We start from the raw sequence: 17,345 nt of genomic DNA on the forward strand, positions 1-17,345 counted from the left end.
AGCTAATATCCTCACGCCTCGGAATGCAAAAAACCGCCTACTCGCCTGAAAAGGCGGGTAGGCGGTCAGTTAGCCTCAGTCAAACTGGGGCAGGGTGGGTTCAACGGGCAGGAGCAGGTAGGTGAATTGCCTGTCTGCCGAGGTGATGATCCAGAGCACCTTCGCCGCTCCAACGCCAACGTCGTATTGCGAGAACAAGCTGGCGCCGGTCAGCACCGCCCGTTCGTTTTTCAGTCTGTCCGCCCCAGGCAATTCTCCCCAATCACCACAGAGATGACGGTCCAGAAAATGCGCTATGTCCAACAGACCTTGTTGAGCAAGCGCCTCTACGCCCTGGGTCATGACGATTTCACCGAAAGCAAAGAGCTCTCCAGGAATCCGTTTTTCAAGTGCCTCGGCCTCATACCTGAGCATGAGCGTCAGCACATGCAGTTCATCTTCCTTCCGATCTACGACCAGGCGCAGATCCAACAGGACTCGATCTGATCGCTCACCCGTGGAGGGAAAGCATTCGTGGCTGAAGTCAAAGAACAAAGGCTCATCGTCCCACGCCTCCTGGATGATGGTTTCGTGAATGGCCTGAAGTACTGCAGTCAGGCGACAGCCCTGTTCGGCGATGTTCAGTGGCTTTGCTATGTAAACACTTTCATTCCAAGCCTTAATCGTGAAAACGACAGGTAGGTCGAGCAGTGCTTCTTGTTGCGGTGTGAGTGAATCCAGTTTCATGGGTCTCTCCAGAAAAGCCCAAAACGGAGAGACACTGCGCCCGGACGGGGAGTGTTCCCCGCATGGGCAGAAAGTGTGGTGTATCAGTACGGCGGGGACAGTGCCCACTGTCTAAAGCGTTTAAGCTACAGGCCGAAACCTGCCGGCAGAGCAGTACAGCTTTGGTTCATGAAGCTATTTCCCAATGAGGAAATCATTAGCCACTTTTATCCCTATACCCACGACAACAGTGACGATAACGCTGAGCTGCCAGTGCACGTATTTGAATTTTGACTCGACGCTTTTGATGGCCGCCTCTAGTTTGATACCTTGCTGTTCAAGAGCATTTTCAAGTTTTACAGCCATTTGGTTTAGTGCTGTTTCCTGTGCTTTGATTGCGGTGTCAGTTTGACGGCCTTGCTTTTCCATCGACAATCGGAATTCATAGCCTTGTGTTTCTATTGCACGTCGAAACTCGCTGCCTTGCTCCTTGATTTCAGCGCGAAGCTCGATCCCCTGGGTAGCAATCGCTTGGCTGAGCGCGTTTATTTGCTCGCCATGGGTTTTGACCGTGTCGCCTAGCTCTTTGCTCGAGCCACGCAGCTCTCGACCCAGGTCGACGGTTTTTTGGATCAACTGCTTCTCCACTCGTACCAAATCGGATTTCGTTGCTACGTTTCGCACTTCGGCCTCCCAAGCCTCTACGACGGCTTTGGCTTTTTCCGGTGGTACGCTGATGGCTGACAGCGCGTTATACAAAGCCATAGATCTACTCATGGTGTCTCCTACTCAATGCAGACGTGACGAGGAGGCACCACCTGACGGTAGGTCTCCGTCACGGTGGGGTTGGGGCATTCGATCGGCGAGGGTGTCGACGACTGTTCGCACTTCCGAATGCTGGGCGAACTAGGGATGATCAATGTGCTATCTGCACACCGTGGCCTCGAAGATCACGACCACTTGGGAAGGTGCTGCCAACGACAGCTAACCAGGTCAAATCATCGATCCAAACTCACTGGGTGAGATAGCCAGCCACTTCCGGTGAAAATGTAGGAAACGGCCTAGCTCATTGCGCGCAACTACACGTATGCCGCGCACAGTCGTACAGAGAGCAGGGGGCTCTGTTCTCAGTTCTGGATGTAGTGTTCTTGTATCGCACGTGCTGTCACAGGGTGTGCTTCATGGAAACGTTGTTTTAGCATGAGGGCTTCGAGGGGAAGTGGGCAATGGCGGTGTCTACGATGAGCCAGTATGTTCCCAGTCATGCAAAGTGGACTTCGATATCCGACTTCCTGAACCACCTGACCGCTGCGCCCGGACCCTGGGGAACGAGACCAGCAGAGTAGTCACACCAATCAGGGATGTGCTATCCACTATCATTGTGACTCAAGCAAACCTTTAGGCCATTCCCAATGAACAGCTTCCTGGCGCAGGCACAAAACAACCAGTGGTCGAACCGGCGATTGCTTTCCGCATGCTTCGCGTTAAGCCACGAGGAGTACGTGGCTGCACGAACGAGCTTCTTTCCCTCTATCGAACGAACGCTGTTGCATATATTGGACGTGGATCAGTTCTACCTCGCAGCACTGGAGCTTGATCTGGAAGGCCAACGTAAGGAACTCTCTTCAGATTTATCGCTTCATCAGATAGCGCAGCTTCAATCGGCGATAGACATCCGACTGATAGCTTATTGCGAACGGTTGGATGAGAGCTCATTGGGTCGCCAAGCAGAGGTTGTGCGGGCGGAGGGCATAGTACTGGAGCGGGTCGACCGCCTACTGCTGCACCTATTCCAGCATCAGATCCATCATCGGGGACAAGTTCACGCGATGCTGTCCGGCACCCGTGTTGCACCTCCACAGCTTGACGAATTTTACCTGGATGGAGATCTACCACTACGAGCTTTGGACGAGGATCGGCTTACCTTCCCTCCGACGAACGTTCCATTACGCCCAGCCCCTGACGTTCCCAGCTGAGAGGCCTCACCGCATATGACTGGGCGGCTAAACACATAGCACCTGAAGGGGACTGGTCGAGTCAGTAGCACCAAATTTCTCGCGGGGTATAGCGATCCGAGCGAGGGGGTCGCTGGCAAAATTGTTACTCCACTGTGGGTCCAGGCTGTGTAAAAACGCTTCGTCAAAATTGAAGTTTGCGCGTCTATGCGAAATCTGAAAATTATCGGCTGCTCAGGATCTGGATTTTGCGTAGAAACGCGATTTTCAGTCCAGCACTGGGCTCCAATCGCGCTGAAAAACGTTTTTACACAGCCTCGGTCGTCGCTGGCAGAAAACGGCCAGAAGCAGCCTCTGACCTTTGGCCCGCTTTGAATCGATTGTTTTCAAATGGCCAGCGGGGCGGTTAGAGTGTCGTCCCCCGGAATTGGATCCTGGGATTTTTGCCATGGAGTTGTTCAGTGAAGTACCTCAGTAAAGTTGTAGCCGGTGGTGTTTTCGGCCTGATTCTGGCGGGTTGCACCGGAGCCCCGATAACCTCGCCGCACTATGACAGCAGCCAATACACCGTGGTGGGTCACAGCGAAGCAACCGCCACTGGCCTGATGTTGTTCGGTGTGATTCCGATCCGCCAGAACAGCCGTTTCGTCCGCGCCCAGAACGCTGCAATCGAGGCCAAGGGGGGCGATGCGATGATCAATACGCAAGTGCAGGAAAATTGGTTCTGGGCCTGGGTCCTGAGCGGCTACACCACCAAAGTCTCCGGTGATGTAATCAAGCTGAAAAACGTGCAGTAACTATCGCCCTGGCGGGTTCTGCTGGATCAAGATCGGTGCTGTCTCGACGCAGTTCATCATGCACTGGAACAGCCTTTGATCATCAGACTACCCATTAGCTCGAGCGACGCTACACGACGCAATCGGCCAGATCCCACGAAATCGCTCTCTTCCGAGTGACTGGCCGCTTGCGGCCGATGCTGTTGAAAAACAGTCGGCCCCCATTTCTGCGGCCGAGCGACTTTTTCAACAGAGTTGGCCAGAAGCAGACATTCAAGCCACTAGCCAAATACACTATCGCGAAGATCGCACTCAAAATTTTGGTGCAACTGTTCAGGCAGGAAAAAGGGAGGATTCATGAGTCTTGATCTGTGCTTGGAAGCTGATAGTGCGCTCACAATTTCAGCACTGAAAAGCGCCCTTGAGAATGCGGGAGCTTTGGAAATAGAGGTAGCGGGTAATGGCTTGTCCGCTGTATTTGCCTCGGGGCTTAGATTGAGCGGCGGCGATGTAGCAGATGACTCTACGATCTATGCTGAGAATACAAAGGGTGTCGACTTTCCTGTCGCTTTGCGTTGCACCATCAGAATAAAAGGGCCCGAACCTGAGGGGGAATCGTCTATGGACGATTTGGATAAAATCGCTCAATCCATATCTCAGTCGTGTTCGGCCTTCTTTCTTATTAGCTTTCAATTCGAAGAAACCTTGTACTGGCGGGATGCGACAGGGCTGCATCGTCCTTGAGATCGGTGCCTGAGCGTCTTCTTTCAGTCATTTCTGAATAGTTTTTTCGGACGGAAACACCCCTGAATTGAGGGGCCGCATCTGGCCGATGTCAGGCGACAGCCCTGTTCGGCGATGTTCAGTGGCTTTGCTATGTAAACACTTTCATTCCAAGCCTTAATCGTGAAAACGACAGGTAGGTCGAGCAGTGCTTCTTGTTGCGGTGTAAGTGCATCCAGTTTCATAGGTCTCTCCAGAAAAGCCCAAAACGGAGAGACACTGCGCCCGGACGGGGAGTGTTCCCCGCATGGGCAAAAATTATGGTGTATCAGAGCAACGTGGACAGTACCCACGTCTTGAAACGTTTAAGCCACAGGCCGTAGCTTACCGGTTGAGCAGTAAAGCTCGGGATCATAAAGCTATTTTCCAATGAAGAAGTCATAGGCCATTTTTGCCAAGAAACCAACTACAGCAGTGACGATGACGCCAAACTGCCAGCGCACGTACTTGATTCTTGACCCGACCTCTGTGATGGACGCCTCTAGTTTGACACCCTGTAGTAGGAGGGCTGTCTCTTACCCTTTGATTGTTGTTCTGAGTTCGACACCTTGGTCCTTCATTTCGGTGCCCTGCTTAGTCATTAAATTTTTTAGCTCGCTTACTTGGTTCTTGAACTCTGTACTAAGCTGTTGGCCTTGCTTTTCCATCGATATCCGGAATTCATGACCCTGTTTTTCTATCGCAAGTCGAAACTCGCTGCCTTGCTCCTTGATTTCAGCGCGTAGCTCGCTGCTTTGTTTTTCCATTGCGGAGCGAAATTCGCTACCTTGCTCTCTTATTTCAGAGCGAAGCTCATTGCTTTGTTTTTCCATCGCAAGCCGGAAGTCATTGCCCTGCTTTTCTATTGACGCGCGAAGTTCGTTACCTTGGTCTTTGATCTCCGTACGAAGCTCACTGCTTTGCTCCTTCATTTCAGCGCGTAGCTCAATCCCCTGGGTAACTATCGCTTGGCTGAGCGCGTTTATTTGCTCGCCATGGGTTTTGACCGTGTCGCCTAGCTCTTTGCTCGAGCCACGCAGCTCTCGACCCAGGTCGACGGTTTTTTGGATCAACTGCTTCTCCACTCGTACCAAATCGGATTTCGTTGCTACGTTTCGCACTTCGGCCTCCCAAGCTTCTACGACAGCTTTGGCTTTTTCCGGTGGTACGCTGATGGCTGACAGCGCGTTATACAAAGCCATAGATCTACTCATGGTGTCTCCTACTCAATGCAGACGTGACGAGGAGGCACCACCTGACGGTAGGTCTCCGTCACGGTGGGGTTGGGGCATTCGATCGGCGAGGGTGTCGACGACTGTTCGCGCTTCCGAATGCTGGGCGAACTAGGGATGATCAATGTGCTATCTGCACACCGTGGCCTCGAAGATCACGACCACTTGGGAAGGTGCTGCCAACGACAGCTAACCAGGTCAAATCATCGATCCAAACTCACTGGGTGAGATAGCCAGCCACTTCCGTTGAAAATGTAGGAAGCGGCCTAGCTAATTGCGCGCAACTACACGTATGCCGCGCACAGTCGTACAGAGAGCAGGGGGCTCTGTTCTCAGTTCTGGATGTAGTGTTCTTGTATCGCACGTGCTGTCACAGGGTGTGCCTCATGGAAACGTTGTTTTAACATGAGGGCTTCGAGGGGAAGGGGGGCCATGGCGGCGTCCTTGCCGCGTCCCACAAATGCTCACTGCTGTGTACGGTGTGAGCGCAGATCAAGAGAGACAAGCTTGCCGACTGACGTTGAGTTTTTGAAACCTTGATGTCAGGTGGTCCTGGCGCCAGCAGGGACTGTCAAAATTTTAAAGGCTTTCAATGTGTAGTTTAAAAACAGTTAGAATTATTATCACCGTGGTCATCAGAATGACCATCCATTTTCCGATTTTGTCAGACCGTTGCTCTTTGGCCCTATCACGTTCTATACGATTGTTCAGTGCGATTTCTTCGGCAATTTCCTTACAAAACTGACGGCGTTGATCGATGAGGGGTTTGCTGAGAGTAGCTATGCTCTCGCTCTGTTCTTTAATAGACGTACGTAGCTCTCTGATCGAGGCGTTTAACTTATCGCCCTGATTTGAGATGTTTCGATTCAACAGATTTTCAGTAGATGTCAGATCATATTTTGATGCTGGATCTCTCACTTCGCTCTCCTAAGCCATTGACAGCGGCTTTGGTTTTGTAGAGTGGTCCATTGACGTGCTCACACTTGCAAAGTCTGGGCGTACCATCAACCGATCAATGAACCGTCAGTACACGGTGCTCTCGAGGACAACACCGCCTGGGAAGAGGTTGTTGTCAGCCGTCATCCCGATCTAATAGTCGAGCCAAACCCATTGACTGAGATAGCCAGCCATTTCTCGGGTGATTGTAGGGATATACTTCGTTTGACGCGTGCAGATGATCTGCTCTCTGCTGGAAAGCTGAGTGAATTTTGGCGCACTCCTAGAGAAAGAGGCCTCCTCACAACTGGCGCGTGCTTTTCCCTTTTGATCGGGCGTTTTTTCTGACAGGTGATCCTTCAGGGAAGCACTACATAGGTCTGATACTCAGGCTTCCAGCCTGGAAGAGCTAGCGCTTTAACCAGTAGCATTTTGGATGACGAAGAAGGGTGATGGGGTCTCAAAGATTGGCGAGCATGAGCTCCAACTGCCGATGTTCCCAAGCGCTCAGTAGATCAACTGGATTGGTTCCGTAACGCTGCCAGTCTTCAAGCGCTCCTGTTCTTCCAGCAGGGCACGTCGCGTCTTCACAGTAATCCAGAATGTCGCCGTCATTGAAAAGCGTAAGCGTCCAGCCATCGACCTCAACGGGCATAGGTCCGGTATGGATCTCGCTCCAGGACTGCGGGCTCAGTCGACGCAGGGCGCGTACACCCAGAGCGACCTCTTTGAGCACCTGGTAAACCTCACGAGCGATGAGGGGGGTGGCTGTCATGTGCGTCGCTCCGCTGTGGCCTGCGAGGCCCAGCTATAAGGCGATGCGAGTGATCTGCTTTTGCGGCTCGGCATTGCAACCCACTGACTTGGATAAAGGGGCCTCTCAGTATACTGAAGTCTGCATACCTCACCCGAGGCGTGAGGTAGAGGGCGGACTACTGCGTGATCAACAGCCACGGCCACATGGCGTTGGTGGCCCGTCTGGCTAAAAGCCTCGACGACTGAATAGCGAAACATCGGATCCGCTTTTGAGGCCTTGTTACCATCTTTGGCACGTCTGTAGCGGAGGGTTAGGGGCACAATGCCGGCAGAGACCTCACACCCGTACGCAGGCGTGCTCTGCGTACGGGATATGAATGGCTGTGAATCAGCACGTAGACCGTGCCGAGCAACGAGAGAACCACAAACGCCAGCCCGCCAGTGATACGGTGAATGCGCTGTGCCCTATTTGACGGCATCTATCAATGCCAAGGCAACGATCGTGATGAAGAGGGGGGCGACGATCGCTAGAATAGTGCTGGCCCACAACTGTCTATTGAACTTGACCATATCCAGATCGGATTTTACGTTTCTGATCAAACAGGTTAATTCGCTGCACTGAGAACGAATGGACGAATGAAGCTGATGTTCTCGCTGTCTGATGGTTAACCTTAATTCGTGATTGATCTCCTTCAGTTCATAACTTGAAGCGAAACGGTCAATGTCGGCCCGCCATGCCTCTACCGCAGCCTTGAGTTTTTCTTCAATACAACCGGCAGCCTCGAGCGCGTTATCCAGGTGTTTTGAGGACTTCATCGTATCTCCTGCAATCGATCATTTGTCCGGAGGCATTGCCTGGCAGCAAGCGTCCGTCAGTGTGAAAATCGGGCATTCGGTCGGTGAGGGAGTGACGCCTGTCCTCGCCTATGAATGCCCGGCGTACTGCACTGATCAACGCACTCCTGTACGTCGTAGCCTTGTAGATCATGACCACCTGATGAGGGGCTGTTCCTCGACAGCGACCCTGAGCAAATAGTCGATCAATTCTGTTGGTTGAGGCAGTCAGCCGTTTCCCACGATTTAGTCGGCCAAAAGCTGACTTTATGCCTGTAGGTGCATGAAGGGACGGGCGAATCAGGCACTTGATCGATTCATGTAAGAGCGGTCCTACTTTTTCACCTGTACCGGTACGGTTCAGGCCCGCATCGACCCCTTGTTGCGAAAATCGGGTGACATCTCCCCTGACGTCCCGCGCCCTAAAAAGGTCCTAAAAGGCGCGTTGAAACCGAAGGGGATAAGGGGAGCAAAACGAAGGACAAAGGGCTTACCCGCAAAAGGTTATCCGTGCATTGAACAGCCATAAGGCTCCCTCACACGTCACATTTATGAAATGAAAACATGCGAGTTTTGTCTGCCAAAAAAGAACGTGACAAAGTAATTCGGCACGCTAATACGCTGTTTTAACTATGGAAAATGGATTTTAAGGAAAGCCGATGTCGATGTTTTGTCAGATCATGGATAAATCTGATAGTGGTGGGTACGGGTGCCGACTGCTTGATTTTCAACAGTGGCTCCAATACCCGGTGCCGGTTTTCTGTACGCCAGAGATCGCTACGGATTGTCGTCGTTGATTGTTGGTGGCGGCCAGGAAGGCGGGTTGCGCGGTGGTACGCAGAATTACCCGGGTGTTCTTTCGATTGAAACCGCGTTGCAGGAGATACAGCAGAAATACGGCTCCGCAAAAGCCGCGGCACAACGCAGTCGGGAAGCGTTTGAACGTACGCTGCAAGCGATGCTGGGCGAGGTGGTCATGATCGGTGAGCAAGCACCGCGTATACCGTGCGTGAGCTTTATTGCATCGCCGGGAGTGAATACAAAAAAACTACAGTCGGCCTTGAACACGCAGTCGATCTACATAACCGCAGGGTCGGCGTGTTCGGACAAGGCACTCAGCCTATCCAACACGGTCACACAGCTGGGATATCCCGACTGGGTCGTCGGAGCCACCGTGCGTATTTCCATCGACGAAGAACAGTGTCAGTTCGCCTATGAGCGGATTCTGGAGGGTATGGCCCACGCGCTGAAGTTGTCTTCGACTGTCTCGGCAGCTCACGCTGTGGCTCGCGTGTCATGAGGGTGGTGACCTCCGGGTCGGCGTACCTGGACATCGACGCGTATGCCTGTTGCATTGCGTACGCCGAGCTGTTGAATCAACAGGGCGTCGATGCTCGGGCCGTCAGTAGTGCCCCGCTCAATGCCAGCATCTCCAGGACCGTGCTCGGATGGCAATCCTCTCTGGACGATTATCGGCCGAGAGCGGGTGATGAGTTCGTGTTGGTGGATGTCTCCGACTACCACCATTTCGACCCGGTGGTGGTGCTTGATCAGGTGGTGGAAGTCATTGACCACCACCCTGGTTTTGAAAACTATTGGGCGCAGAAGCTTGGATCTGGTGCGGAGATTCTGCAGATCGGAGCAGCAGCGACTCAGATTTTTCAGCGTTGGGAAGCGACGGGGTTGTTGCCGCGGATCAGCAAAAAAAGTGCTGCGTTGCTGGCCACGGCGATTCTGGACAATACCCTGAATTTCACCGGGCAGTTGACCACCCAATCGGATATCCGGGCTTATGAGGTCCTCGCACGGCGGGCGAAACTGGCTGCGGACTGGCCTGAGCGGTATTTCTCCGAGTGCCAAGCGACTATCGAGTCAGACCTGATTGGCGCGTTGGCGGTTGATATGAAGCGGCTGAAAGTCGATAGCAACCTGCCGCAGGTTTTCGCGCAGATGGCGGTGTGGGATGCCAGTGCGCTGATCCGAACGCATCGCTCAACGATCGCTCACTGGCTGGCGGCGCAGGGTGGAGATTGGCTGTTGAACGTCATCAGCATCCGCGAGTGCAAGAGCTACTTTCTGGCTGAGCCCTTGGTCAGCCAACAGAAGTTGAGCCATTTGCTGCCGATCGAATGGCAGGCCGGAATGGCGGTGCTTGAGCGCTCGCTGCTGCGTAAGGAGCTGGTGAAGTTGGGCTTGGGCCGTATCTCCATTGCAGACGCCATACCGGAGATAGCGAGAAGTTGAGCCGCCAGGTTGGCCGAATACGCCACCGGCTCGCTTTGTCGCAACAGGTGACCGTGATTTCGATACATTGCTCTGCCCGAGGCACTTGTGGGTACACTCGCTGACCACTTCCAGCCCTCACGGTGCCCTGCATGAAAGTTGGAGTGATTTCCGATACTCACGGCCTTCTCCGTCCCGAGGCCCTTGCTGCCCTGAAGGGCTGTGAAAAAATCATTCACGCCGGCGACATCGGTAAGCCTGAGGTGCTTGAGCACCTGGCCGCTATCGCTCCACTATTCGTTGTGCGCGGTAATAACGACCAGGACGCGCCCTGGGCAGCCCATCTGCCGGACCTTCTGCGGCTCGACCTGAGCGGATGGCGGACCCTGCTCGTGCATGACATCGCCGATGTTCCAACAGCTCTGGATGAGGGCATAAAGCTGGTAATCACCGGCCACTCGCACAAGCCTCTCATTCAATGGCGTGATGAAACCTTGTACCTCAACCCAGGGAGCGCGGGTCCACGGCGTTTCAAGCTTCCGGTGACGCTGGCACTGCTGGAGGTGCTTGAGACCTCCATCGAGCCACGCCTGGTTTCGCTTCTGCCATGATCCGAATGAACGAAAACGGTGGGGCCATCCGCTTCTTTCCTACCGTACAGGAGAGAAACCAAAGCGGCTTTTGAAACGCATTGAAAATCTCGAGATTGCGCGATACCCACAGGCGTCGGCTATTTGCGAAATGCTGAAATGCGTCGTCTGTAACAGCATCATCGCGTGATGCATTCTAATCTCGGTCAGCACTGCGCTGAAGCTGACGCCTTCTTCCGCGAGGCGTCGCCTCAAGGTGGCTTCACTGACGGCTAATTCGCGACCTACCTGTGCCGCTGTCCAGTGTTTGTCCGGAGCCTTGGCCAGTAACTGGGTTAATCGCTCCGCCAGCCCAGGGATTGAAGGACGGAGGAATACAATATTCCGCTCCTGCAATGCCAACAGAAGTCCCATCAACCGATTTGTCTGTTGCGCCTCCGAAACGGTTCGTGAGTCGATTCCTCGAATGCAAAACTGCAGCGCATCATTCAAGTCTTCGTCCAGTTCCGCCGTCTTGCATTCAGTGACCATGGATGAGGCCGTGACGTTGTGCCCATAGCGTTGGTGAAACTCAGTGATCAGGCCCGGTGCGAACGTCAAAAACAGAGAAGCAAACGTCGAACTGTTCTTATCCGGTATTTTTTGAATATCCGTGATGGCGTTTTTTGCCACGGCCATCAAGGTACGGGGATCAGCCAACTCCCAGGTACGTTCACCACTGTCCAGTGTCAAATGGCCTGATGTCACGACCAGCAACGTCGCTTCAAAAAAGCGGAAGTTGGTAGCGTGCTGAGGGCTCATCAGGCGCGGCCTGGCCAGCATGCATGGCGCTTGCGCTTGCAGGGGGGCGCCCGATGGCAGCAGCCAGCGGGCGTCGTCCGGTTGCGGGGCAGTCACCGGCTCAGGCCGATCCATGGTGAGGGTGTGGTTCCTGAAGTTGGCCGCAAAATCACAGGTCCATGTTGAGGGTGTAGGTGCCCGTAAGGCTGGCCTTGGCCAGTACATGCCCTTGCAGTGCATCCAGAATATTCGCGCCGTTAACCGGGCCCGATATCACGAGGCTGGGCACGTCCAAAGCGTAGACAGTGAACACGTAGTGGTGCAGCCGCTCGTCATTCCACGGCGGGCATGGGCCATCGTACCCGTAGTACTCGCCGGACATTTGTGGGTCCGATGCAAACCAGGCGGTGTAGTCATTGAGGCCATGGCGTTGGCCATCGCCAGTTTGCGGACCGTTTTTGCCTCGGGGGGTGATGCCGTTGCTATGACTCCCTTCGGTAATTTCCCGCTGGTTGGCAGGAATATCGATCAAGAGCCAATGGTAAAAATCGACGCGCGGCAAGGACGCGGCAATGACTTTACCTTCCTGATTCACATCATCGCCCACACTCGGGACGTCTGGGTCGTGGCATATCAGAACGAACGATTGAGTATGCTCCGGGACTTCTGTCCACGCCAGATGTGGGTTGCGGTTGCTCGAGAGTGTGTAGTGGCTCTCCGCGTTCGGAACAGCAAAGGCGTATTCCCCCGGGATGGCGGCGTTGTCATCAAAGGCGTTACTGGTCAGTTTCATGGTTGGGCCTGAATAAGCAGTGAGGTATCGGACGCCTGGCTCATCGAGTGAATGTGGCACTCGGGATCGTGGCGTTTACCAGTCCTCGAGAAGGGGCGGCTGCGGGAGTGATTTTAGAGTGGAAGTGAGTTTTGCCTTTGACCCAGCCAATCAGAAACTGAACACATCCAGTCAACTTGGGCCAGGTATAGGCATGCGTGGAGGCAGAAGAAAAGGTACTGGGTCGTAAGTCTCTGCGAAAGGGCAGGGAGACCCTACCGTCATTACAACCTCCTGATCCTTCTCAACTATGCTTATGCCATACCAAACCGGGAGCCGTTCCCCGTGAGTTTTTCTGCGGACTGTTATACAGAGCAGTCGGAGCTATACAGCAGAATGGCTGTCGAAACAGAGAGCTAGGCGTCAATCGAAAGGAGGCATGAACATGACACGCGTCCGAGTTGCGGGTTTCACTATCTCGCTTGACGGATACGGAGCGGGCCCGAATCAGGAGTTGAATCATCCGCTCGGCGTGGGCGGGACAGATTTGCACCAGTGGTTAATCCCAACACGCACCTTCCAGCGCACCCTGTTTGGCGCCGAGGGTGGCACAACGGGGATTGATGACGACTTCGCTGCGCGGAGCTTCAAGAACGTGGGTGCCTGGATTCTTGGAAGAAACATGTTCGGACCGATTCGCGGCCCCTGGCCCGACATGAACTGGAAAGGCTGGTGGGGAGACAACCCGCCCTATCACGTTCCAACGTTCATCTTGACTCATCACCCGCGCGCGCCCATCCATATGGAAGGCGGAACGACGTTCTACTTTGTCGCCGGCGGTATTCACGAGGCGCTTGAGCAGGCGCGCGATGCCGCCAACGGAATGGATGTGCGCATTGGTGGTGGGCCTGACACGATCCGGCAATATCTTCGTGCCGGCCTGATCGATGAGCTGCACATCGCTATTTCGCCGGTCCTGCTGGGCGGGGGAGAGCGATTGTTCGAGGGGGTTGACGCGCGCGCCCTGGGATACGAATGCGTTCAGTTCGTCGCATCGGAGAAAGCCACCCATGTTGTACTCCGGCGCCAAGGGGGCAATGGCGCTTAACAACCGATGCGCTGTCTGCGCCCATACCTGATCCGCCCGGTTCAGCGGATAGGCAGAATGGCCCGGATACGGGGATCGCGCGCGTAGAGGCCGCCCCAGGTCATGGCGCCCAGAAGCAGGGAAATGATTTCCGGCGGCGACCCCAACTCACCCATGCGGACATGGGCGCAGATGGCCCCTCCCAAAAAGCCCGTCACCAGGATCGCGCCGAGGACGGTGGTGGCCGGGATGGCGTAAAGGAGGGCGCAGGCGAGTACGATCGGACCCACCACGTGGGTCAGGTCCATCGCGAACCCGGTTTCCTGCAACAGGCTCGCGATCTGTGCCGGCGCGAAAAGCTGAACGGTGCCGTCTGCCACCAGGGCGATAACGACCAACGCGCTCATGATCCGGCCGACCCACAGGGCGCGATGCGAGGTCATGATTTCAGGCACATGATGCAGATTCATCGTTTCGGACACTTGTCTTTCTCCGCTGGGGTTATCCAGTTTCGAAGCTTACTGTGTCTCCGGGATGTTATAAGCACTGACAAAGTGAACGTACTGTTCTCTCTGTGGTGAACAATTCCGAGGCCCGAACATGCAGAATCTCGAACCCCTCCTCATATTCATAACAGTGGCGGAAATGGGCAGCTTCACTCGCGCGGCCGATAGCCTGGGTATCCAAAAGGGCAGGGCCTCGACGGTGGTCCGCAAGCTGGAGGAGGAGATGGGTGTCAGGCTCCTGCACCGGACGACGCGCAGCGTGCAGTTGACGGAGGATGGACGCGCATTTCATGCCCGTGCCCGCGATCTGCTTGCTGATGTCGATGACCTGCACTCGATGTTCGCGGATGATCGCGTGACACTTCGCGGGCGTTTACGGGTCGATTTCCCGACCGAGGTGGCGCGCGCCACTATCGTACCGGCCTTGCCGGCCTTCATGGCGGCTTATCCCGAGTTGGAGTTGGAGGTGTCGAGTACGGATCGGCAGGTCGATCTGGTGCAAGAAGGGTTTGACTGTGTCTTGCGGCTTGGACCCATAAGGGACGAGACGCTGATTGCCCGTCCACTGGGCCAGTTGCCCATGGTCAACGCCGCCAGTCCCGCCTATCTGGCGCGCTATGGTGTCCCTCGAACGCTGGAAGATCTCCAGCGTCAGGGACATCAGATCATTCATTTTTCGACGATGTTGGGTGCAAGACCCTATGGATGGGAATATCCGGACGGCGACAGCCACGCGACGCTTCAGTTGCCAGGTGCGCTACACCTCAACAGCGCGCAGACCTACGAAGCGGCGGCCCTCGCCGGCCTTGGCCTGATTCAGGCACCGCTCTTGGGGATCGGCCAATATTTGGAGAGCGGATCACTGGTAGAGATCCTCCCCGATTTGCGTCGCCGAGCGCTGCCCGTGTCCCTCGTCGTCGCACATCGGAGCAATCTGTCGCGCCGGGTCCGGGTATTCATGAAGTGGGTCGAAGATGTGCTGAGGCCGCATCTGCAATAGCGAGGCGAACCTCTTCGTCCGTCCCCAACCGGAGGGGCTTGGATTTCAGGCACTCTGAGATTTTCCGGATCGCAAGTATCCGGCAATCAAGGCAACACGCGCGCCATAGAGGCGTGCTGTCTCCAGATCCCCTGGCGACATCTCTTCAGGGGAAGCATCGGCAGGCGTCTGCGCCATCGGAGCGATATAGGAGCCCATGCGATTCAGGTCATCGCGCTTCGAAGCCTTGACGTTCGCCGGCTTGATATCCATACCCACCCAGATGCCAGCGTGCTGCCCGGAGAGCAGGAAGAAGTATTCAAGGGTATTGAGCTTGTCGCCGTTGATACTGGCGCTGTTGGTGAAGCCGCCAAAGATCTTGTTTTGCCATCCGCCCTCAAACCAGATCTTCGAGGAGGCGTCCGCGAATCTCTTGAACTGCCAGCTAGGACCTCCCATGTAGGTCGGCGAACCAAACAGGATGGCGTCTGCGCCGGCGAGAACTTGCCAGGCATCCTCGGCAACATTCCCCTCGGCGTCGATTGCAACGAGCACAGCGCCGGGGCCGGCGCCTTCAGCGATGGCGGTTGCCATACGCGCGGTATGGCCATAGCCCGAGTGGTAGACGATGGCTGTTTTAATCGAAGTGGTGTGTGGATTCATGAGTGCTTCCCTGTGTGATTCGTGCTGGTGGGTAACATGGGAATCACTCTACTGGGGCGAAAATGCTTTATAAATCACGGTAGATCGAACAGTCTGTTATCGCTCTGGTGAACAATGCCAACCCCGTGTGCCAGGGAAACTCCACCCATTATCGAAGGAAATTGATCTATGAGCGTACCCCCAGAAGGACTTCCCATTTATCGCGTACTGACTGGCCCCGATGACGCCGCCTTTTGCCACCGCGTCAGTGACGCCTTGAGCATGGGGTACGTGCTGCATGGTTCTCCTGCAGTCACTTTCAATGGGCAGCAGGTGATCGTTGCGCAGGCAATAATCTGGTCCGCAGGTGCTACCTCCGCCAAATAGTCAGCGACTATCTCCTGGTGCGAGGACGGCCGCTTTCCCTACAATCCGAGGCCTCATGAACAAGCAACTTGCTTGCCGGGGCATCTTCCTGGCTCCGAGGCCTCATGATCCTTTTCACCGCTTGCAGGTCATTGGTCGCGATAGGGCACTTCTTCGTCCGGGCCCAAGTACACCGGTACCCGCCATCCCACCTCGCGTAACGAGTGCTGAACCTGGTCTTGAACACCCAGCAGTGTGGCAAAGATGGCCATGCGTACGGCGATACCGTTATCCGTCTGTTTGAAGATGGTCAGTCGCGAGTCGGAGTTGAGATCGACGCTAAGGTCATTGGCGTCCGGGCGCGAGTCCCGTGGTAGCGGATGCATGATCAGGGTGCGGGCACCGCAGGTGGCGTTGACCAGGGCCTGGTTGATCTGGAAGTCGGTGCTGTAGCCCTCCAGCGTTTCCTGCTGGGCAAAGCGCTCTTTCTGGATGCGGGTGGCGTAGACCACATCCGCGCCCTTCAACCCACTGGGCAGGTCGTGGGTCTGTTCGACATGGTGACCATTGCGTGCAAGGTGCTCCACCAGGCTCTCGGGCAACATCAGCGACGGTGGCGAGATCAGGGTGATCCTCAAGTTGCGGTACAGCACCAGCAGTTTGCTCAGCGAGTGCACGGTGCGGCCGTATTTGAGGTCGCCGACAAAGACGATATGGGCGCCATCAATCAGCTTGTCCAGGCGCGAGAATTCGCGTTGGATTGTGTAGAGATCGAGCAATGCCTGGCTGGGGTGCTCACCCGGCCCGTCGCCGGCATTGATCACCGGCACGTGAGTGGCACGGGCAAACTCGGCTACCGCTCCCTGCTCTGGATGGCGCACGACAATGGCATCGGCGTAGCCGCTGATGACCCGGCTGGTGTCATGGATCGACTCGCCCTTGGCCATTGAGGAAAAGGTAAATCCGGTGGTGTCGCACACCGATCCACCCAGGCGGGCGAAGGCTGAGCTGAAACTCAGGCGGGTGCGGGTGCTGGCCTCGAAAAACAGATTGGCCAGTACCGCACCTTCCAGTACGCGTGTGGTTTTCTGGCGGCGTGCAATCGGCTGCATGATGTCGGCGACACGCAACAGCGCCTCTACCGAGTCGCGGGTATAGCTGTCCACCGACAACAGGTGTTGGCCCGATTCACTGTTACCTGCTGGATGGGTATCTACACTGTGTGTATAGGCCGATGTCTTTTTTAGAATTTCCAGGACGAACCGCTGGGCAATCTCCGGCATATTACGGACTTCTGGCGACTCGTCTGGCAACAGCCAGCTATCCAGGGCTCGCCTGGAAACGCCGATGCGCTGCGCCAATGCGTCACGGGTGAAGTTCAGGCGACGCATGGCATCACGCAGGAAGACTTGCTGGGACATTGGGAGTGATCTCGAATGATGTG

At 55.2% G+C, this 17,345-nt stretch carries 21 protein-coding genes; 9 read left to right on the plus strand and 12 right to left on the minus strand.

Translation table 11 applies throughout. The features are described 5' to 3' along the window. Nucleotides 1-75: 75 nt before the first annotated feature. Nucleotides 76-726: a hypothetical protein gene (locus M5B42_RS24860; protein ID WP_248747300.1), complete on the minus strand. Its 651-nt coding sequence runs from the start codon at nucleotides 724-726 to the stop codon at nucleotides 76-78. A 174-nt stretch (nucleotides 727-900) separates the two neighbouring features. Then, nucleotides 901-1,482, minus strand: coding sequence for a hypothetical protein (locus M5B42_RS24865; RefSeq protein WP_248747301.1), 582 nt, complete (start codon nucleotides 1,480-1,482; stop codon nucleotides 901-903). 635 nt (nucleotides 1,483-2,117) lie between these two features. Between M5B42_RS24865 and M5B42_RS24870 the strand changes: the two genes are divergently transcribed. The 3 genes from M5B42_RS24870 to M5B42_RS24880 all read left to right on the plus strand — a co-directional run bounded on the left by M5B42_RS24870 (nucleotide 2,118) and on the right by M5B42_RS24880 (nucleotide 4,180). Further along, the gene (locus M5B42_RS24870) at nucleotides 2,118-2,681 is read left to right on the plus strand and encodes a DinB family protein (protein ID WP_248747302.1); all 564 of its coding nucleotides are present in this window, start codon (nucleotides 2,118-2,120) and stop codon (nucleotides 2,679-2,681) included. Between the two features lie 440 nt (nucleotides 2,682-3,121). Further along, nucleotides 3,122-3,457, plus strand: a complete 336-nt coding sequence (locus M5B42_RS24875) for a hypothetical protein (protein ID WP_103499541.1) — start codon at nucleotides 3,122-3,124, stop codon at nucleotides 3,455-3,457. Nucleotides 3,458-3,793: 336 nt separating this feature from the next. After that, on the plus strand, nucleotides 3,794-4,180 hold the full coding sequence (locus M5B42_RS24880) for a hypothetical protein (RefSeq protein ID WP_103499542.1): 387 nt from the start codon (nucleotides 3,794-3,796) through the stop codon (nucleotides 4,178-4,180). 23 nt (nucleotides 4,181-4,203) lie between these two features. Here M5B42_RS24880 and M5B42_RS24885 read toward each other — a convergent pair whose 3' ends face one another. From M5B42_RS24885 to M5B42_RS24905, 5 genes are all read right to left on the minus strand, one after another. Next, complete coding sequence (locus tag M5B42_RS24885) at nucleotides 4,204-4,404, minus strand: hypothetical protein (RefSeq protein ID WP_247263503.1); 201 nt, start codon at nucleotides 4,402-4,404, stop codon at nucleotides 4,204-4,206. Nucleotides 4,405-4,734: 330 nt separating this feature from the next. Beyond that, nucleotides 4,735-5,412, minus strand: a complete 678-nt coding sequence (locus tag M5B42_RS24890; protein ID WP_248747303.1) for an apolipoprotein A1/A4/E family protein — start codon at nucleotides 5,410-5,412, stop codon at nucleotides 4,735-4,737. A gap of 597 nt (nucleotides 5,413-6,009) precedes the next feature. Beyond that, on the minus strand, nucleotides 6,010-6,348 hold the full coding sequence (locus M5B42_RS24895; RefSeq protein ID WP_177104049.1) for a hypothetical protein: 339 nt from the start codon (nucleotides 6,346-6,348) through the stop codon (nucleotides 6,010-6,012). A 478-nt stretch (nucleotides 6,349-6,826) separates the two neighbouring features. Then, the gene (locus tag M5B42_RS24900) at nucleotides 6,827-7,141 is read right to left on the minus strand and encodes a hypothetical protein (protein WP_248747304.1); all 315 of its coding nucleotides are present in this window, start codon (nucleotides 7,139-7,141) and stop codon (nucleotides 6,827-6,829) included. Between the two features lie 446 nt (nucleotides 7,142-7,587). Beyond that, a complete protein-coding gene (locus M5B42_RS24905) occupies nucleotides 7,588-7,938 on the minus strand; it encodes a hypothetical protein (RefSeq protein ID WP_248747305.1) in 351 nt (116 codons plus the stop codon). Between the two features lie 802 nt (nucleotides 7,939-8,740). On the opposite strand from M5B42_RS24905, the gene M5B42_RS24910 reads away from it, so the two are divergent. The 3 genes from M5B42_RS24910 (at nucleotide 8,741) to M5B42_RS24920 (ending at nucleotide 10,790) form a co-directional block, all read left to right on the plus strand. Beyond that, a complete protein-coding gene (locus M5B42_RS24910) occupies nucleotides 8,741-9,256 on the plus strand; it encodes an aminotransferase class V-fold PLP-dependent enzyme (RefSeq protein ID WP_248747306.1) in 516 nt (171 codons plus the stop codon). Continuing rightward, a complete protein-coding gene (locus M5B42_RS24915; RefSeq protein WP_248747307.1) occupies nucleotides 9,253-10,200 on the plus strand; it encodes a DHH family protein in 948 nt (315 codons plus the stop codon). Before M5B42_RS24910 ends, M5B42_RS24915 begins: the two co-directional genes overlap by 4 nt. 131 nt (nucleotides 10,201-10,331) lie before the next feature. Further along, on the plus strand, nucleotides 10,332-10,790 hold the full coding sequence (locus tag M5B42_RS24920) for a metallophosphoesterase family protein (protein ID WP_103499748.1): 459 nt from the start codon (nucleotides 10,332-10,334) through the stop codon (nucleotides 10,788-10,790). A gap of 39 nt (nucleotides 10,791-10,829) precedes the next feature. Here M5B42_RS24920 and M5B42_RS24925 read toward each other — a convergent pair whose 3' ends face one another. Together M5B42_RS24925 and M5B42_RS24930 are read right to left on the minus strand one after the other, a co-directional pair. Then, nucleotides 10,830-11,684, minus strand: a complete 855-nt coding sequence (locus tag M5B42_RS24925) for a helix-turn-helix transcriptional regulator (RefSeq protein WP_248747308.1) — start codon at nucleotides 11,682-11,684, stop codon at nucleotides 10,830-10,832. A gap of 34 nt (nucleotides 11,685-11,718) precedes the next feature. Then, nucleotides 11,719-12,342 (minus strand): YbhB/YbcL family Raf kinase inhibitor-like protein, encoded by a 624-nt coding sequence (locus tag M5B42_RS24930; RefSeq protein ID WP_103499750.1) that lies wholly within the window; start codon nucleotides 12,340-12,342, stop codon nucleotides 11,719-11,721. A gap of 424 nt (nucleotides 12,343-12,766) precedes the next feature. On the opposite strand from M5B42_RS24930, the gene M5B42_RS24935 reads away from it, so the two are divergent. Then, on the plus strand, nucleotides 12,767-13,429 hold the full coding sequence (locus tag M5B42_RS24935) for a dihydrofolate reductase family protein (RefSeq protein ID WP_248747309.1): 663 nt from the start codon (nucleotides 12,767-12,769) through the stop codon (nucleotides 13,427-13,429). 41 nt (nucleotides 13,430-13,470) lie between these two features. Here M5B42_RS24935 and M5B42_RS24940 read toward each other — a convergent pair whose 3' ends face one another. After that, a complete protein-coding gene (locus tag M5B42_RS24940; RefSeq protein ID WP_248747310.1) occupies nucleotides 13,471-13,890 on the minus strand; it encodes a DoxX family protein in 420 nt (139 codons plus the stop codon). Between the two features lie 118 nt (nucleotides 13,891-14,008). On the opposite strand from M5B42_RS24940, the gene M5B42_RS24945 reads away from it, so the two are divergent. Beyond that, nucleotides 14,009-14,914 carry a LysR family transcriptional regulator gene (locus M5B42_RS24945; protein ID WP_103498889.1) on the plus strand — a complete coding sequence of 302 codons (906 nt, stop codon included), beginning with the start codon at nucleotides 14,009-14,011 and terminating at the stop codon, nucleotides 14,912-14,914. Between the two features lie 45 nt (nucleotides 14,915-14,959). Here the strand turns inward: M5B42_RS24945 and M5B42_RS24950 are convergent, their stop codons facing one another. Further along, entirely contained in the window at nucleotides 14,960-15,556 is a 597-nt protein-coding gene (locus tag M5B42_RS24950; RefSeq protein WP_103498890.1) for a flavodoxin family protein, read from the minus strand. A gap of 168 nt (nucleotides 15,557-15,724) precedes the next feature. Here M5B42_RS24950 and M5B42_RS24955 point away from each other — a divergent pair, with 168 nt between their 5' ends. Further along, nucleotides 15,725-15,922 carry a DUF1737 domain-containing protein gene (locus M5B42_RS24955; protein ID WP_248747311.1) on the plus strand — a complete coding sequence of 66 codons (198 nt, stop codon included), beginning with the start codon at nucleotides 15,725-15,727 and terminating at the stop codon, nucleotides 15,920-15,922. Between the two features lie 128 nt (nucleotides 15,923-16,050). Here M5B42_RS24955 and M5B42_RS24960 read toward each other — a convergent pair whose 3' ends face one another. Continuing rightward, the gene (locus M5B42_RS24960) at nucleotides 16,051-17,322 is read right to left on the minus strand and encodes an aspartate carbamoyltransferase (RefSeq protein ID WP_248747312.1); all 1,272 of its coding nucleotides are present in this window, start codon (nucleotides 17,320-17,322) and stop codon (nucleotides 16,051-16,053) included. Nucleotides 17,323-17,345: the final 23 nt, after the last annotated feature.

The organism is Pseudomonas sp. MWU12-2037, from assembly GCF_023242345.1.
GTDB classification, from domain to species: domain Bacteria; phylum Pseudomonadota; class Gammaproteobacteria; order Pseudomonadales; family Pseudomonadaceae; genus Aquipseudomonas; species Aquipseudomonas gingeri_D.

Excerpts from the sequence above, each read along its gene's own strand:
- M5B42_RS24930 (WP_103499750.1), bottom strand. The coding sequence starts at position 12,342 with ATGAAACTGACCAGTAACGCCTTTGATGACAACGCCGCCATCCCGGGG.
- M5B42_RS24905 (WP_248747305.1), bottom strand. The coding sequence starts at position 7,938 with ATGAAGTCCTCAAAACACCTGGATAACGCGCTCGAGGCTGCCGGTTGT.
- M5B42_RS24925 (WP_248747308.1), bottom strand. The coding sequence starts at position 11,684 with ATGGATCGGCCTGAGCCGGTGACTGCCCCGCAACCGGACGACGCCCGC.
- M5B42_RS24955 (WP_248747311.1), top strand. The coding sequence starts at position 15,725 with ATGAGCGTACCCCCAGAAGGACTTCCCATTTATCGCGTACTGACTGGC.
- M5B42_RS24950 (WP_103498890.1), bottom strand. The coding sequence starts at position 15,556 with ATGAATCCACACACCACTTCGATTAAAACAGCCATCGTCTACCACTCG.
- M5B42_RS24860 (WP_248747300.1), bottom strand. The coding sequence starts at position 726 with ATGAAACTGGATTCACTCACACCGCAACAAGAAGCACTGCTCGACCTA.
- M5B42_RS24900 (WP_248747304.1), bottom strand. The coding sequence starts at position 7,141 with ATGACAGCCACCCCCCTCATCGCTCGTGAGGTTTACCAGGTGCTCAAA.
- M5B42_RS24935 (WP_248747309.1), top strand. The coding sequence starts at position 12,767 with ATGACACGCGTCCGAGTTGCGGGTTTCACTATCTCGCTTGACGGATAC.
- M5B42_RS24885 (WP_247263503.1), bottom strand. The coding sequence starts at position 4,404 with ATGAAACTGGATGCACTTACACCGCAACAAGAAGCACTGCTCGACCTA.
- M5B42_RS24890 (WP_248747303.1), bottom strand. The coding sequence starts at position 5,412 with ATGAGTAGATCTATGGCTTTGTATAACGCGCTGTCAGCCATCAGCGTA.
- M5B42_RS24960 (WP_248747312.1), bottom strand. The coding sequence starts at position 17,322 with ATGTCCCAGCAAGTCTTCCTGCGTGATGCCATGCGTCGCCTGAACTTC.
- M5B42_RS24915 (WP_248747307.1), top strand. The coding sequence starts at position 9,253 with ATGAGGGTGGTGACCTCCGGGTCGGCGTACCTGGACATCGACGCGTAT.
- M5B42_RS24880 (WP_103499542.1), top strand. The coding sequence starts at position 3,794 with ATGAGTCTTGATCTGTGCTTGGAAGCTGATAGTGCGCTCACAATTTCA.
- M5B42_RS24920 (WP_103499748.1), top strand. The coding sequence starts at position 10,332 with ATGAAAGTTGGAGTGATTTCCGATACTCACGGCCTTCTCCGTCCCGAG.
- M5B42_RS24865 (WP_248747301.1), bottom strand. The coding sequence starts at position 1,482 with ATGAGTAGATCTATGGCTTTGTATAACGCGCTGTCAGCCATCAGCGTA.
- M5B42_RS24870 (WP_248747302.1), top strand. The coding sequence starts at position 2,118 with ATGAACAGCTTCCTGGCGCAGGCACAAAACAACCAGTGGTCGAACCGG.
- M5B42_RS24945 (WP_103498889.1), top strand. The coding sequence starts at position 14,009 with ATGCAGAATCTCGAACCCCTCCTCATATTCATAACAGTGGCGGAAATG.